This is a genomic window from Kosakonia oryzendophytica, assembly GCF_900094925.1.
Taxonomy (GTDB): Bacteria; Pseudomonadota; Gammaproteobacteria; order Enterobacterales; family Enterobacteriaceae; genus Kosakonia; species Kosakonia oryzendophytica.
On sequence record NZ_FMAY01000022.1, the window covers coordinates 1 to 15,798 of the forward strand.

General features: G+C 54.7%; 14 protein-coding genes. 6 read left to right on the forward strand and 8 right to left on the reverse strand.

The window, feature by feature from the left end; all coding sequences use genetic code 11:
• The 4 genes from tkt to GA0061071_RS22620 all read left to right on the forward strand — a co-directional run.
• A partial coding sequence (tkt, locus tag GA0061071_RS22605) for a transketolase (RefSeq protein ID WP_090269466.1) occupies positions 1-1,514 on the forward strand: 1,514 nt, incomplete at its 5' end.
• Positions 1,515-1,624: 110 nt separating this feature from the next.
• Complete coding sequence (locus tag GA0061071_RS22610; RefSeq protein ID WP_088236489.1) at positions 1,625-2,386, forward strand: MipA/OmpV family protein; 762 nt, start codon at positions 1,625-1,627, stop codon at positions 2,384-2,386.
• The gene (locus GA0061071_RS22615; protein ID WP_088236490.1) at positions 2,386-3,072 is read left to right on the forward strand and encodes a response regulator transcription factor; all 687 of its coding nucleotides are present in this window, start codon (positions 2,386-2,388) and stop codon (positions 3,070-3,072) included. Before GA0061071_RS22610 ends, GA0061071_RS22615 begins: the two co-directional genes overlap by 1 nt.
• Positions 3,041-4,393, forward strand: coding sequence for an ATP-binding protein (locus tag GA0061071_RS22620; RefSeq protein ID WP_088236491.1), 1,353 nt, complete (start codon positions 3,041-3,043; stop codon positions 4,391-4,393). The genes GA0061071_RS22615 and GA0061071_RS22620 overlap by 32 nt, the downstream gene beginning before the upstream one ends.
• A 65-nt stretch (positions 4,394-4,458) precedes the next feature.
• Here the strand turns inward: GA0061071_RS22620 and potD are convergent, their stop codons facing one another.
• Positions 4,459-5,505: a spermidine/putrescine ABC transporter substrate-binding protein PotD gene (potD, locus tag GA0061071_RS22625; protein ID WP_061494905.1), complete on the reverse strand. Its 1,047-nt coding sequence runs from the start codon at positions 5,503-5,505 to the stop codon at positions 4,459-4,461.
• A 4-nt stretch (positions 5,506-5,509) separates the two neighbouring features.
• Positions 5,510-6,295, reverse strand: coding sequence for a spermidine/putrescine ABC transporter permease PotC (gene potC / locus GA0061071_RS22630; RefSeq protein WP_061494907.1), 786 nt, complete (start codon positions 6,293-6,295; stop codon positions 5,510-5,512).
• A gap of 525 nt (positions 6,296-6,820) precedes the next feature.
• Between potC and GA0061071_RS22635 the strand changes: the two genes are divergently transcribed.
• Positions 6,821-7,282, forward strand: coding sequence for a DUF3828 domain-containing protein (locus tag GA0061071_RS22635; RefSeq protein ID WP_088236492.1), 462 nt, complete (start codon positions 6,821-6,823; stop codon positions 7,280-7,282).
• Between the two features lie 108 nt (positions 7,283-7,390).
• Here GA0061071_RS22635 and potB read toward each other — a convergent pair whose 3' ends face one another.
• Complete coding sequence (gene potB / locus GA0061071_RS22640) at positions 7,391-8,254, reverse strand: spermidine/putrescine ABC transporter permease PotB (RefSeq protein WP_088236493.1); 864 nt, start codon at positions 8,252-8,254, stop codon at positions 7,391-7,393.
• Complete coding sequence (gene potA / locus GA0061071_RS22645; protein ID WP_088236494.1) at positions 8,238-9,374, reverse strand: spermidine/putrescine ABC transporter ATP-binding protein PotA; 1,137 nt, start codon at positions 9,372-9,374, stop codon at positions 8,238-8,240. The genes potB and potA overlap by 17 nt, the downstream gene beginning before the upstream one ends.
• A 273-nt stretch (positions 9,375-9,647) precedes the next feature.
• Here potA and pepT point away from each other — a divergent pair, with 273 nt between their 5' ends.
• On the forward strand, positions 9,648-10,874 hold the full coding sequence (gene pepT, locus GA0061071_RS22650; protein WP_061494917.1) for a peptidase T: 1,227 nt from the start codon (positions 9,648-9,650) through the stop codon (positions 10,872-10,874).
• A gap of 83 nt (positions 10,875-10,957) precedes the next feature.
• Here pepT and GA0061071_RS22655 read toward each other — a convergent pair whose 3' ends face one another.
• From GA0061071_RS22655 to purB, 4 genes are all read right to left on the reverse strand, one after another.
• Entirely contained in the window at positions 10,958-12,079 is a 1,122-nt protein-coding gene (locus GA0061071_RS22655) for a ribosomal protein uL16 3-hydroxylase (RefSeq protein WP_088236495.1), read from the reverse strand.
• A gap of 59 nt (positions 12,080-12,138) precedes the next feature.
• Positions 12,139-13,602, reverse strand: coding sequence for a two-component system sensor histidine kinase PhoQ (phoQ, locus tag GA0061071_RS22660; RefSeq protein ID WP_061494921.1), 1,464 nt, complete (start codon positions 13,600-13,602; stop codon positions 12,139-12,141).
• Entirely contained in the window at positions 13,599-14,273 is a 675-nt protein-coding gene (gene phoP / locus GA0061071_RS22665) for a two-component system response regulator PhoP (protein WP_061494923.1), read from the reverse strand. The genes phoQ and phoP overlap by 4 nt, the downstream gene beginning before the upstream one ends.
• Before the next feature lie 136 nt (positions 14,274-14,409).
• Positions 14,410-15,780, reverse strand: a complete 1,371-nt coding sequence (gene purB / locus GA0061071_RS22670; protein WP_061494925.1) for an adenylosuccinate lyase — start codon at positions 15,778-15,780, stop codon at positions 14,410-14,412.
• Positions 15,781-15,798: the final 18 nt, after the last annotated feature.

The following is a 15,798-nucleotide window of genomic DNA, read 5'->3' on the forward strand; positions in this document are numbered from 1 at the left end:
AAGGTATCTCCCATGAAGCCTGCTCGCTGGCCGGTACCCTGAAACTGGGCAAACTGGTGGCGTTCTACGATGACAACGGCATCTCCATCGACGGTCACGTTGAGGGCTGGTTCACCGACGATACCGCGAAACGCTTTGAAGCCTACGGCTGGCACGTGGTGCGCGGGGTGGACGGTCACGACGCAAACGCTATCAAACGCGCGGTAGAAGAAGCGCGCAGCGTGACGGACAAACCGTCGCTGCTGATGTGCAAAACCATCATCGGTTTCGGTTCGCCGAACAAAGCCGGTACCCATGATTCCCACGGCGCGCCACTGGGTGATGCAGAAATCGCCCTGACCCGCGAAGCGCTGGGCTGGAAACACCCGGCCTTTGAAATTCCGTCTGACATCTATGCCCAGTGGGATGCGAAAGAAGCTGGCCAGGCGAAAGAAGCTGCGTGGAACGAGAAATTCGCGGCTTACGCGAAAGCCTTCCCGCAGGAAGCTGCCGAATTTACCCGCCGTATGAAGGGTGAGCTGCCCTCTGACTTCGACGCCAAAGCGCAGGCTTTTGTGGAGAAACTGCAGGCCAGTCCGGCGAAAATCGCCAGCCGTAAAGCCTCACAGAATGCCATCGAAGCCTTTGGTCCGCTGCTGCCTGAATTCCTTGGCGGCTCTGCTGACCTGGCGCCAAGCAACCTGACCCTGTGGTCCGGTTCGAAAGCCATCAACGAAGACACTGCCGGCAACTACATCCATTACGGCGTGCGCGAGTTCGGTATGACCGCGATTGCCAACGGCATCACCCTGCACGGCGGTTTCCTGCCGTACACCTCCACCTTCCTGATGTTCGTCGAATATGCCCGTAACGCGGTGCGTATGGCGGCGCTGATGAAACAGCGTCAGGTGCTGGTCTACACCCACGACTCCATCGGTCTGGGCGAAGACGGCCCGACGCACCAGCCGGTGGAGCAGGTGGCTTCCCTGCGCCTGACCCCGAACGTCAGCACCTGGCGTCCGTGTGATCAGGTGGAATCCGCGGTGGCGTGGAAATACGGCGTGGAACGTGCCGACGGCCCGACGGCGCTGATCCTCTCCCGTCAGAACCTGGCGCAGCAGGAGCGTACGGCGCAACAGCTGGCGGATATTGCCCGCGGTGCGTACGTGCTGAAGGATTGCGCTGGTCAGCCGCAGCTGATCCTGATTGCCACCGGCTCTGAAGTGGAGCTGGCGGTGTCGGCGTGGGAAAAACTGACTGCTGAAGGCGTGAAGGCGCGCGTGGTCTCCATGCCGTCCACCGACGCGTTCGACAAACAGGATGCGGCGTACCGTGAATCCGTTCTGCCGAAAGCCGTCTCTGCACGTGTGGCGATTGAAGCCGGTATTGCCGATTTCTGGTACAAATACGTGGGCCTGAACGGCGCGGTAGTGGGCATGACCACCTTCGGTGAGTCGGCGCCGGCTGAGCAGTTATTCGCGATGTATGGCTTTAGCGTAGAAAACATTGTCGACACGGCGAAAACCGTGATGTAACCCCCTTGCCGGATAGCGGCTTCGCCTTATCCGGCATTTCTTCCGCCAGTAAGTTCCCCGTAAGCAAACGCTGCTGATAATGCGCTTTCATTGCCAACGGGAGCGTTATCATGGCTGTTGTATCACGTCACATTATTCTTACGGGTTTGCTGTCTGTGTCCTTTAATGCTGCGGCTGACGACGCCAGCCAGTTCGGTTTGGGTGTTGGCGTGGTGAGTACGCAAAAGCCCTATACCGGTATTGATCGCGAATACACGCCGCTCCCCGTTTTACACTATGAAAACGACCACTTTCGCTTTGCAGGACTCTCTGCGGAGCTCAAATTACCCGCGCTACCGTTCAGTGAAACTCAGCGGCTAACAACCGGTCTAATCGTCCGCTATGATGGCGCAGGTTACGCGGCTGATGATGCCGCCATTCTGCACGGGATGGCTAAACGCAAAGGTGGGTTTTGGGGCGGCGCGGGCGTGGAATGGCAGAACCCGCTGGCCAATGTGTTCGCTGACTGGACGCATGACCTTTCCGGCAACAGTAAAGGGCAGCGCTTACGCCTGGGTGCGGAGCGAGGCTGGCAGTTCGGCGAAGGGTTTACGCTGACGCCGCGTATTGTCGCCAACCGCTATGACAGCCACTACGTGGATTACTACTACGGCGTACGGGATGATGAGGCGCGTGCATGGCGGCCTGCCTGGCAAGGACGCGCTGCGCTGAACACCGAGATTGGTCTCAATGGCCGTTGGCAATTTAACGAACACCATATTTTCATGGTGGATGTACAAGCGACGCTGCTGGCGTCGGACATTAAGGACAGCCCGCTGGTGGACAGGACCAATGAAAACCGCCTCTTTATGAGCTACATGTACGCGTTCTGATGAGCCGAATATTGTTAATTGAAGATCACGAGCATCTGGCTCGGCTGATTGCCAAAGGGCTGGCGTCGGCCGGTATCGCCGCCGATCTCGTCAGCCGCGCCGATACGGCCTGGGCGGCTATCCGGCAGGTTTCCTACCAGGGCTTGGTGCTCGACCGGGGGTTGCCCGATGGCGATGGTCTACTGCTATTACAACGTTTGCGCCAGGTGCAGATTGCGGTTCCCTGCCTGATCCTCACTGCCCGCGATGCCCTGCACGACCGCGTTGAAGGGCTGGAAGCCGGGGCGGATGATTATCTCGCCAAACCCTTTGCGATGGAGGAACTGGTGGCTCGCGTGCGCGCGTTGTTGCGTCGTCCTGTGGAGCATCAGTCGCTGCACCCGGCATGGGGAGACATTACCTTATTGCCAGAGTCTGGTGTCATGCAGTGTGGGCAGCAGAGTATCGCGCTGGCGCCTGCCGAGTTGCAGATCATGCTGGCGCTGGTGCGTAAACAGGGCGGTGTAGTGCGGCGCAACCGGATGGAAGCGGCAGGGTGGGGGCTAAGTGATACGGTTACGCCAAATGCGCTGGATGTCGCCTTACACCGACTCCGGCGCAAGCTGCATGCAATTGGCTCCCACTTACAGATTGTCAACCTCAGAGGGCTGGGCTATGCCATCCGTGAAAAAGCGCTGGCTGAATAGTCTGGCGCTGAAGATTTTACTGGCGTTTATTGCCGGTGCGCTATTGAGCATTGGTCTGCTGATACTGACCGGCATGGTGGTCAAAGAGCGCCTGCCGGGAATGGATCTGACGGACTATACGCAAGCGCTGGCGAGGGCATTGCAGTTTGACCAACACGGGGATCCGATCGGGTTCACGCAGGGCGACCAGTACCCGCTGTGGATTTATCAGAGTCTGTCTGAGGATGTCGCGTACCGGATCCTCGACGAGAAAGGGCGGGTCATGCTGATGTCGCCGGGGGCGCAGGCCTGGCCGCCGATAGCGCGCATTACCGCGCCGCAGGAAGGGAGCTTTAGCTTTACGCGTAATGGCGTGGTGTATGATGGCGTGACCGCACCGTATAGCCACCAGGGCCGACGCGGGTTTATTCAGATGACGGCCAGCTCGCGGATCATTGATTTCCTGCACCGTGGGTTTGCGCTACCGTTTATCCGCTTTGGCATTGAGCTTTTCAGCCTTGTGCTGCTGGTGGTGTTTGGGTTTTGCGCGTGGATAACGCTGAAATATTCCCTCCGACCTTTGCGTCAGGCATCTGCGGACGCGGCAATGATCTCCCCGCGATCGCTGGATGCCCGCCTGCAAACCCAGGGCATGCCGGGGGAGATCCTCCCGCTCATCGACAGCTTTAACCAGGCGCTGGCGCGGCTGGAGAAGGGGTATCGCAGTCAGCAGGATTTTCTGGCGAAAGCCGCCCATGAGTTAAAAACGCCGCTGACGTTATTAAGGGCAGAACTGGAGTTGATGGATGACCGCGCCGGTGTGCGTGAGCCGCTGCTGATGCAGGTGGAACATCTGGCGCGCCAGGTTCAGCAACTTCTGCTGCTCGCCGAAGCCAGTGAGCCGCTGAGCTACCATTTTGTTCCGCTTGATGTGGCGGAAGTGACCCGGGATAGCCTGCAATTTTTACAGCCGATTGCGGAAGAGGTGCATGTCAGCCTGTCGCTTGTCGTGAGTGATGAGGCGGTGATGTGGCATGCCGATCGTGGCGCCTTGTTTACCTTGCTCAAAAACCTGATGGAGAATGCCATTCAGCATGCTCCCGCCGAGTCGGATGTGCGTACGGAAATCACTGCCGGATGTATCACGGTGCGGGATTATGGGCCGGGCGTGACGCAGGACGCGTTGCCATTGCTGTTTTCACGCTTCTGGCGCGGTGCGCACCGGCGGGATAGCGGGGCAGGGTTAGGGCTGGCGATTTGCCACGAGATTGCGCTGGCGCATGGCTGGCAACTGGCGGCGGAAAATGCGCAGCCAGGGTTAAGACTGACGTTAAAACGTTAGGGCCGCGCCTTATCCGGCCTGGGATCCCACAGGCCGGATAAGCGTCAGCGCTATTGGATACGGACTCAACGCCCGGCTTTTAACTTCTGGTAATACTCTTCGTAAAGGGCGCTGGCACTGCCGACATCATTTTGCCACTCGCCCTTACTGAGTGTTTCTGCATCCGGATAGAGGGACTTATCGTTCGCTACTTCCGGTTTCAGCAGCTTACGCGCGGCCAGGTTCGGCGTTGGGTAGCCGATGGTTTCCGCCACTTGTTTGGCAATCTCCGGGCGCAGCAGGAAGTTGATAAGCTTCAGCGCCCCGTCGACGTTTTTCGCATTTGCCGGGATCGCCAGGCTATCCATCCAGAAAATCCCCCCTTCCTGAGGCCAGACGACATCCAGTTGCGTCCCTGCCTGACGCGCCACATACGCCGAACCGTTCCACACCATTCCCAGATTCACTTCGCCTTCCATATAGGGGTTGGCGGGGTTGTCTGAGTTGAACGCCGCGACGTTTGGCATCAGTTTTTTCAGCTCGTTATAGGCCGCTTCAATCTCTTTGGGATCGGTGGTATTGCCGGAGTAACCCAGCTTGCGCAGCGCCATCTGGAACACTTCACGTGCATCATCCGTCAGCAGCAGACTGCCCTTGTATTCCGGTTTCCACAGATCGGCCCAGCGGGTCACGGTTTTCGGATCGATCGCGTCGCCATTGACGCCAATCGCGGTGGCTCCCCAGATATAAGGGATGGAGTAGTCGTTATTGGGGTCAAACGGTTTGTTGAGCATCTGCGGATCGAGGTTATTGAAGTGGGTCAGCTTCGTTTTGTCGATCTTCTGGATCATGCCCTCTTTGCGCATCTTATCCACGAAGTAGGTGGACGGCACGACCAGGTCGTATGCGCCTTCTTTATAGGTTTTGAGCTTGGCGTACATGGTTTCATTCGATTCATAGGTCGAATAGATAACCTTGATGCCGGTCTCTTTAGTGAACTGCTCCAGCAGGCCGGGCGGCACATACTCGGTCCAGTTGTAGAAATAGAGCGTTTTGTTGTCGTCCGCATGCGCGGCGCTCATGCCGATGGCGAGAGCTCCCGCTGCCAGCAGGTGGCGTGACCATTTTTTCATTATCTTACGTCCCCTGAGTTTTGGTTTTATCACGTGCAATCAGCTGGCTGGCAATCACCAGCACCAGCGACAGCACTAACAGAATGGTGGCCAGCGCGTTGACTTCCGGCGACACGCCCACCTTGACCATGGAATAGATTTTTAAGGGCAGAATTTCATAGCCCGGACCGGTAACGAAGGACGAAACCACCACGTCGTCCATCGACAGGGTGAAGCTCAGCAACCAACCGGCTGCAACAGCAGGCATCGCCAGCGGCAGGATGATTTTGCGCAGAATAGTCACTTCGCTGGCACCCAGATCTTTGGCGGCTTCCAGCATGCGCACATCAAAACCTTTCAGGCGCGAGAAGACTGTCACCACCACAAATGGCAGGCAGAAGGTGATATGCGAAAACAGCAATGACCAGAACCCGAGCTGAATGCCCAGCAGCATAAACAGCACCAGTAGCGAAATGGCCATGACGATATCCGGCGACATCATCACCACAAACAGCATACCGCTGACAAACGGTTTACCGCGAAAACGGTAGCGGTAGAGCGCAACGGCTGTCAGCGAGCCAATCAGGGTGGCAAAGGTGGCGGAGAGTACGGCCATCGTCAGCGAGTGTTGCGCGGCTTGCAGCAGACTGTCGTTGTTCATCAACAGGCGATACCACTCGGTGGAGAACCCCTGCCAGTTAATGCCAAAGCGCGACTGATTAAACGAGTTGACGATCAGAATGATGATCGGAATATACAGATACGCGTAAATAGCGGTCATAAAACCGCCGCGCAGCAGTCGACCAATCATGCGCGTTCCACCTTTTTCTTCAGCAAATTGTTCGATTCCAGTGATGTGAAAATTATCACTTTTTGCCACCTCTAGCCTGGTTCACCAACACTGACTGGCCGTCGGCCGTCGTTTGAGGCCGCGCATTTTACAACACTTTGTTTTGCGATCGGGAAAAACTCCCACGTAAATGACGAACTTTACCTGTGTCGGACAACCCGCAACGTTATTGCGTTGCGGTGTTGAGGGCGTTTTATCTCCTGATGGCGGCCATAAACACGGTGGTGTGGAAACACCGCGCTTGCCTGCGGTTCCTGTTTAAAATGAGCTGACTTTCGTTTATTGTCGCCTGGCCTGATGTTATATCCTGGCGTTTACGCCCATTATTTTTAAAAAATTTCCATCGCCTGAAATAGTGATGGCCCGGTGAAGCACGCAGGCCCGAAATCTATCGGGTCTTGTGCAACGTTCACTCGTCGGGCGATTGAAGCCGGGGAATGGCCATCGAAGATGCCACCCCTCTTATGTGATTGACAGGAAAAACGGATGCGATTGCTCATTTCATTGCTGTTGGCGGCTTATTTCCCTTTTGCCAGCGCCACAACAGAGACCGATATTCAGAAAAATGTCACGGCGTTCTACGCATTTTATCTGCACGAAATTAATCACGATGTTTCGCCAGATAACATCATCAAAATGGAACAAATGAATAAATGGGTATCGGCGACGTTACTTAAGCGTATGGATGAAATTTATACGATGCCGGAGCAAGAGTTACTGATGGCCGATTATTTTACCTACGCGCAGGATGCGTTCCCCGGGTGGGAGAAAACTATAAACGTTTCCCCGGCGTCTCCGGATGGGCAAAGTATGAAACTGGATGTCTGGCTTGGGCAGCAGAATAGCGAACATGCGCATCTGCAGGTTTGGACCCGCAAGGAAAATGGAAACTGGAAGATTTGGCGGGTCGTTGATGCGGGTGACAATATTGAGCAAAAACTTTACTGACACCGCAGTTTAATGGCAACAAGGCACGGATAGTACCTTGAATGGCATGCCATTTACCGCGAAGTAAAGCGCATGCCAGCATCATGGTTCATCCAATGACAGTCAACGTTACTCGCCTAAATCCGTTGCTTTTTTGTTCAGCAATCGCGCAGCACGCCAGTACACCAGCAGCATCAGCCCCATCACCACGGTCAGCGTGATGCTGGTGGCGGAGCCGAATGGCCAGTCACGAATATTGAGGAACTGGCTTTTAATCACGTTACCGACCAGCAAATTTTTCGCCCCGCCCATCAAATCCGCAACATAGAACAGCCCCATGGCCGGCAGCATCACCAGCAGGCAACCGGCAATTATCCCGGGCATCGTCAGCGGGATAATAATGCGAATGAAGGTTTGCAGTTTGCCGGCCCCGAGATCTTTTGCCGCTTCCAGCAGCGGTTTATCGAGCTTCTCGATGCTGGAGTAGAGCGGCATTACCATAAATGGCAGCAAAATGTAGACCAGACCGATAATCACCGCGACCGGGGTAAACATAATGCGCAGCGGCTCATCGATGACCCCCAGCCACAGCAGGAAGGCATTGAGATACCCTTTGGTGCTGAGGAAAATCTTCAGTCCGTAGATGCGGATAAGTGAGTTGGTCCAGAAGGGAACAATCAGCAGAAACAGCAGCAGCGGGCGCACCTTCGCGGGCAGTTTCGCCAGGAACCAGGCAAAAGGGTAACCCAATACCAGGCAGGACAGCGTGGCGATCGCCGCCATGTTCAGGGAGTGCAGCAGCACGTCGAAATAGAGCGGATCGAGCAGACGCGTATAGTTATCCAGCGTGAAAACCCATTGGACGAAATGCGCATCGTCGCGGGTCAGAAAGCTGGTGGCGATGATCATCACATTCGGCAGGAAAACAAACAGCACAAGCCAACTGACGATAGTGGCGATCACCCCATTCTGGAATTTACTGGTACTCTTCATCAGCCAGCACGACCTCCCAGCTTTCTACCCAGGTTATGGCCATTTTCTGGTCCAGCGAGTGGTCAAAATCCGGATCGTCTTCATTAAAGAACTCACTAACCATCACCATCTTGCCGTTTTCCAGCTCCACCATGGATTCCAGCGTCATCCCTTTGTAGTTGCGCTCACGAACGTAGCCGATCAGACCTTCTGCGTCGCCCACGTCGTGGATCTCTTCGACACGCAAATCTTCCGGGCGCAGCAGTACGTTTAACGGCTGGCCTTGTTCCACCGGGAAGTTAACGTGAATATGGCATTCGCGGCCTTCGACGCTGGCGCGCACGCGGTGTGCATCGACACGCTCAATCACCGTGGCGCTGAAAATATTGATTTCGCCGATAAAGCTGGCGACAAACAGGTTCTTCGGCTCTTCATAGATTTCACGGGGCGTACCATCCTGCTCAATGCGGCCTTCGCGCATCACCACAATGCGGTCTGACATTGTCAGGGCTTCTTCCTGATCGTGGGTGACAAAAACAAAGGTAATACCCAGCTTACGTTGCAGCGCTTTCAGTTCGTTTTGCATCTGCTTACGCAGTTTGTAATCCAGCGCGGAGAGCGATTCATCTAACAACAGTAAACGCGGTTTATTGACCACCGCGCGGGCGATGGCGACACGCTGTTGTTGCCCGCCGGAGAGTTGATGCGGTTTACGCTGGGCAAAGGCGTCGAGTTGCACCATTCGCAGCGCATCCATGACGCGTGGGGTTATCTCTTGTGCCGGGGTTTTTTGCATGCGCAGACCAAAGGCCACGTTGTCAAACACCGTCATATGGGGGAAAAGCGCGTAGCTCTGAAAAACGGTATTGACGTGGCGGTGTTCCGCTGCAACGTGCGTGATATCTTCGGCATCGAGGTGGATATGGCCGACATCGACACTTTCCAGCCCGGCGATCAGGCGCAGAACTGTCGTTTTACCGCAGCCGGAAGGACCCAGCAGCGTCAGAAATTCGCCGTTATTGATGGTGAGGTTAAAATCGGAAATGACATTTTTGCCATCAAAGCTTTTGCGAATACCCGCAAGCTGCACAAGCGGTGAACGCGAACGCGGTTGTGTGTTCAATTTTTGACTCTGTCCCATGTCGACGCATCGAAAGGCTTATCGGATGCGGGGTTTGTGGTTAACCACCTTTGGGTTGTGCACGATTTAAGGGCTGGCATTCTACGGCAAAGCGGTGAAATCGCCAATCGTTGTCGTATTTTCGTCGAACGGAGGGGGAATTTCCGGGCTACGGTTAATTACGTGGGCCGTAATTTTGAAAATATTCTCGTTTACGGGGTAAAAGTGACCTGACGCAATATTTGTCTTTTCACGCTTATTGATAATGTTGTGACATTTTGTGGGGGTGGCTTCATGGACAAATTATTAGAGCGTTTTTTGCAGTACGTTTCTCTGGATACTCAATCAAAGCCCGGCGTCCGGCAGGTGCCCAGCACTGACGGGCAGTGGAAACTCCTGCGTTTACTTCAGAACCAGCTGACGGAGATGGGGCTGGAAAATGTCACATTAAGCGATAAAGGCACGGTGATGGCGGTGTTGCCGTCAAATGTGCAAACGCCAGTACCTGCCATCGGTTTTATTTCCCATGTGGATACCTCGCCGGATTGCAGCGGCAAGAATGTGAATCCGCAAATCCTTGAAAATTATCGCGGTGGCGATATCGCGCTGGGCATTGGCGATGAGATCCTGTCGCCGGTGATGTTTCCGGTGCTGCACCAGTTGCTTGGGCAGACGCTGATCACCACGGATGGCAAAACATTGCTTGGCGCGGATGATAAAGCCGGGGTGGCGGAGATCATGACGGCGCTGGCGGTATTGAAGAAGAAAAACATTCCCCACGGCGATATTTGCGTGGCGTTTACCCCTGATGAGGAAGTGGGTAAGGGCGCGAAACATTTCGATGTGGAAGGCTTCGGCGCAAAATGGGCCTATACCGTCGATGGCGGCGGCGTTGGCGAGCTGGAGTTTGAAAACTTTAACGCCGCGTCGGTGAACATCAAAATTGTCGGTAATAATGTCCACCCCGGTACGGCGAAAGGGGTAATGGTTAACGCGCTGACGCTGGCCAGCCGTATTCATGCACTGGTGCCGGAAGAGGAGAGTCCGGAAAACACCGAGGGCTATGAAGGCTTCTATCATCTCACCAGCATTAAAGGCACCGTTGAACGCGCCGACATGCACTACATCATCCGTGATTTTGACCGCAAGATGTTTGAAACACGTAAACGTAAGATGATGGAGATTGCCAAAAAAGTGGGCAAAGGGCTGCATCCGGATTGTTATATCGAACTGGTGATCGAAGACAGCTACTACAATATGCGTGAGAAAGTGGTAGAGCATCCGCATATTCTCGAAATCGCCCAGCAGGCTATGCGCGACTGCGATATTGAACCGGAGCTGAAACCGATTCGCGGTGGGACCGACGGCGCACAGCTCTCCTTTATGGGATTACCCTGCCCGAACCTGTTTACCGGCGGTTATAACTACCACGGCAAGCACGAGTTTGTGACGCTGGAAGGCATGGAGAAAGCCGTGCAGGTGATTGTGCGAATTGCTGAGCTGACGGCGAAAGGGGAGTAGCCTGCGCTGCCTGACGGCGAAATACATGTCTTATCCGGCCTGCGTGAGAGATGTCGCAGGCCGGATAAGCAGGCGGTCAGGTATTAATCTTCGAAGAACCAGTAACCGCTGTTGACCAGTGCGGCGAGCATTGCGAGGAAAGAGGGATCATCCAGTGCATCGCCAAACATCTCACCCTGCAATACGATATGACTTGCCAGCGCTTCAAGCGCCGGGCGGTGTGGCGAGTTGATCCGCTCGCCGTTGGCGAACACGTCATCACCAATACGCAACACGCGTAAACCGCCAAGACGCACCAGCTTGTCACCCTGTTTCAGCGCATCGTAAATTTCATCCGGCTGATAGGGCGGCTCAGGGGGCGCGATATCCAGTTCGTGGCGTGACTGGGAAATAAATTCGCCCATCCACTCTTTAAACTGCTCCGGCTGATTGATCAGTCCCAGCATCATGTCGCGCAACTTATCCAGCTCTTCCGGCAGAATATCCGCCGGGTGGGCGCGCTGTGGAACATCCGGATCGCTATAGCGCTGACCGCCCAGTTCGCGTTGCAGAACGTAATCAGCAAACCCGCTGATCAATTCACGGCCGCTGGGGGCACGGAAACCCACAGAGTAGTTCAGTGAATTCTCCAACGAATAGCCTTCATGCGGGAATCCCGGCGGAATATACAGGATATCGCCCGGCTCCAGCTCTTCATCAATGAGCGCCTCAAACGGATCGACCTGCAGTAAGTCCGGGTGGGGGCAGTGCTGTTTCATCGGCGTTTTTTCGCCGACGCGCCAGCGACGGCGACCGGTACCCTGAATGATAAACACGTCGTACTGATCGAGATGCGGGCCCACGCCGCCGCCAGGCACCGAGAAGGAGATCATCAGATCATCGGTACGCCAGTCCGGGAGCACGCGGAACGGGCGCATCAGTGCGGCAGCAGGTTGATGCCAGTGGTTGACGGCCTGCACTAACAGCGACCAGTTGCTTTCGCCCAGGTGATCATAGCTTTCGAAAGGACCGTGGCCCACCTGCCATTTACCGTCAAGATGGCTGACCAGACGGCTGTCCACCTCATTTTCCATTGCCAGTCCTGCCAGTTCGTCCGGGCTGATGGGATCGATGAAATTTTTAATCCCACGTTTCAGCACTACCGGGCGTTTTTGCCAGTAGCGTTGAATAAAGTCTGGCCAGTCTATTTCTACGTGATAGTCCATATGCGTTTCCGGCAAATTATCAGTGGCTGAATAAAGGATTATAGTAATGCCGATAGCGTTCAGTCGCCAGCGATCGCCGCCTGTTGTCGGCCAAAGATCACTTCCATTTTGGCGCCGCCCAGTAAACTCTCTGCGGTGATTATCTGCCCTTCATACTGGTCGACAATTTCCCGGGCAACGGAAAGCCCGACGCCCTGTCCCGGGCGCAGCGTATCAGCGCGTTGCCCGCGATCAAAAACCACCTCGCGCTTGGCAGCGGGAATGCCCGGACCATCATCTTCGACGATAATATGCAGCGTGTCGTCTGTTTGCCGGGCCGAAATCTCGACAAATTCAAGACAGTATTTGCAGGCGTTATCCAGCAAATTGCCCATCACTTCCATAAAGTCATTTTTCTCACCGACAAAACTGATTTCCGGTGAGATATCGACGGTAATGTTGACGCCTTTGCGTTGGTAAACCTTGTTCAGCGCCGAGGTCAGGCTGTCGAGCAACGGCGCAACGGGATGCAGTTCCCGGCTGAGCAGGCCGCTACTGCCGCGCATCGTGGCGCGATGCAGGTAGTAACCAATCTGCTGCGAGATACGGCTGATCTGTTCCAGCATCACCGGTTCGGCATCGGAGACGCTCATCTTCTCGCTGCGTAGCGATCGCAACGTGCTTTGCAACACTGCCAGTGGCGTTTTCAGACTGTGAGTGAGATCAGTGAGTGTGGTGCGGTACTTGTCATACCGATCGCGCTCACTTTTCAGCAGGCGGTTAAGATTGCGAACCAGACTGGTCAGTTCGCGAGTGGTCTCCGGATTAAGCTGTTCGCGGTGATGCTCTTCCAGTTCGCGGACTTCACGGGCCAGCGCTTCAATGGGACGTAAACTCCACCACGCCGCCAGCCACAACAGCGGAACCACCAATAACAGGTTTGCGGCCAGCACATAGACAAACCAGCTCCACACCATATAAGAGCGTTTCAGCTCAATCGGAATGGTATCGATCACCACAATGGTTAATTGCGGCATACGGCTGGTGGCCGGGTAGATATTGACCGCGACAGAGTGTGTCATCTCAGAACTGCTGTCATCTTCGCGGATCTCTTTCAGCTCTTCAGCAACGGAGTGATCGTCATCAATCAGTGTTCTGCTGGCATCAATATCCGCTTCAATTTCATGAAAGCCATTTGTCCGCAGCCAGTCAGGGTCGATACTGTTTTCCAGCCAGGGAACATCCCGCTGGGACCAGATCAGTTTGCCGTTCTGGTCGTAGATCAGCGCCATGGTTGGGCTTTGCAGATTGAGGTTTTCCGGGAGATCAACGCTGAGCCGATTGTTTTCCCATTTTGCCAGCGTATAAAACAGGTTGCTCTCTCCCCGCAGCAGACGGAAGGTGGTCTTGTCGAAACTGACACTGTAACCCACCAGCGCCACCATGCCATAAGCGAGGGAAAGCACCATCACCACCGCTGCGGTGGCAAGTAAAAAACGGACCCGCAGGGAAAGCGGCAGGAGGTGTCGCAACACGCGTCTCATTTAGGTAATTCGAAGAGGTAGCCCTGACCGCGCACCGTGGTGATCACATCTTCCGGATACTGTGTCTGGATTTTTTTGCGCAAACGTCCCATCAGCACATCAATGGTATGGCTCTCACGTAACTCTGCATCAGGGTAGAGCTGAAGCATCAATGAATCTTTGCTCACCACTTTACCGCTATTGCGGATCAGCGTTTCCATAATGGTGTACTCGAATGCCGTGAGTTTTATCACATCGTCGTTAATCGACAACTCGCGACGGGAGAGGTCCACCTGAAATGGCGGCATAGAGATCAACTGAGACGCGAGGCCGCTGTTGCGGCGCATCAGCGCCTGAATGCGGGCAACGACTTCTTCAATGTGGAACGGTTTGGTAACGTAGTCATCCGCGCCAGCACTCAATACTTCAACTTTATCCTGCCAGCCTTCACGAGCGGTCAGCACCAGAACGGGCAGGGTGACGTCATGGCTGCGCCAGCGACGGATCAACGACAGCCCGTCTTCGTCCGGTAAACCGAGATCGACAATGGCGATATCAGGAATATGTTCATTAAGAAAATAATCGGCTTCCCTGGCATCTTCCGCCGCATCCACTTGATGCCCCAGCTCCTGTAGCTGCACTTTTAAATGGTGACGCAGCAGGGCATTGTCCTCCACAACCAGTATGCGCATCGTCAGAACTCTCCTTAAGTTTTTGATGAATTCAGTCTAACGCTGATTGTGGTGCAGGAGGGATAAACATTTATTAAACCGTAGAAGTAAGAAACCCTCTTTTCCGAGGAAAAGAGGGTGAGCGGCCCACAGTCGATTATTTGAGCTCGTCGACCATGGTGATGGCGCGACCAATATAGTTGGCCGGGGTCATCGCTTTCAGGCGGGTTTTTTCGTCTTCCGGCAGTGCAAGACCATCGATAAACTGCTTCATGCCTTCCGCGTCAACGCGTTTACCGCGGGTCAGCTCTTTGAGTTTTTCATAAGGCTTCTCAATGCCGTAGCGGCGCATCACGGTCTGGATCGGCTCCGCCAGAACTTCCCAGTTGTGATCCAGTTCGTCCAGCAGGCGATCGCGGTTCACTTCCAGTTTGCTCACGCCTTTCAGCGTTGACTGGTAGGCAATCAGCGCATAACCCACGCCCACGCCAAGATTACGCAGTACGGTGGAGTCGGTCAGATCGCGTTGCCAGCGGGAGACAGGCAGTTTGCTGGCCAGATGCTGCAATACTGCGTTAGAAAGACCCAGGTTGCCTTCTGAGTTTTCAAAATCAATCGGATTGACTTTGTGCGGCATGGTAGAAGAGCCGATTTCACCAGCAATGGTTTTTTGCTTGAAGTGATTCAGAGCAATGTAACCCCAGATATCTCGGTCAAAATCGATCAGAATGGTGTTGAAACGCGCCATGCAGTCAAACAACTCTGCAATATAGTCGTGCGGCTCGATCTGCGTGGTATACGGGTTCCACTGGATCCCCAGTGAGGTGACAAACTCTTCGCTGAACTGATGCCAGTCCACTTCCGGGTAAGCCGCGATATGGGCGTTATAGTTGCCCACTGCGCCGTTGATTTTACCAAGGATTTCCACCTGGTTTAACTGACGGAACTGGCGTTCCATACGGTAAGCGACGTTCGCCATCTCTTTACCAATGGTCGACGGCGTGGCTGGCTGACCGTGGGTACGGGAGAGCAGCGGGATATCGCGATACTGCACCGCCAGCGCTTTTACCGCGTCGATAAGCTGGCGCCAGTACGGCAGGATCACCTCATCACGGGCGGTTTTCAGCATCAGGGCGTGAGAGAGGTTATTGATATCTTCTGAGGTGCAGGCGAAATGGATAAATTCGGAAACTGCATGCAGCTCAGGGAGTTCCGCGACTTTTTCTTTCAGAAAATATTCAACCGCTTTGACATCGTGGTTCGTGGTGCGCTCGATGGTTTTAATGCGAAGCGCATCTTCTTCACTGAAGCCGTCGACGATTTTATCGAGGAAACCGTTTGCGTGGTCAGTAAAAGCAGGAACTTCCTTGATCGCCGCATGAGTCGCCAGTTTTTGCAGCCAGCGCACTTCTACCTGGACACGAAATTTCAGCAAACCGTATTCGCTGAAGATCCCGCGCAGCGCGCTGACTTTATCGCCGTAGCGTCCATCGACAGGGGAAACGGCGGTCAGTGAGGATAATTCCATAAGTCACAACTCCGGGAG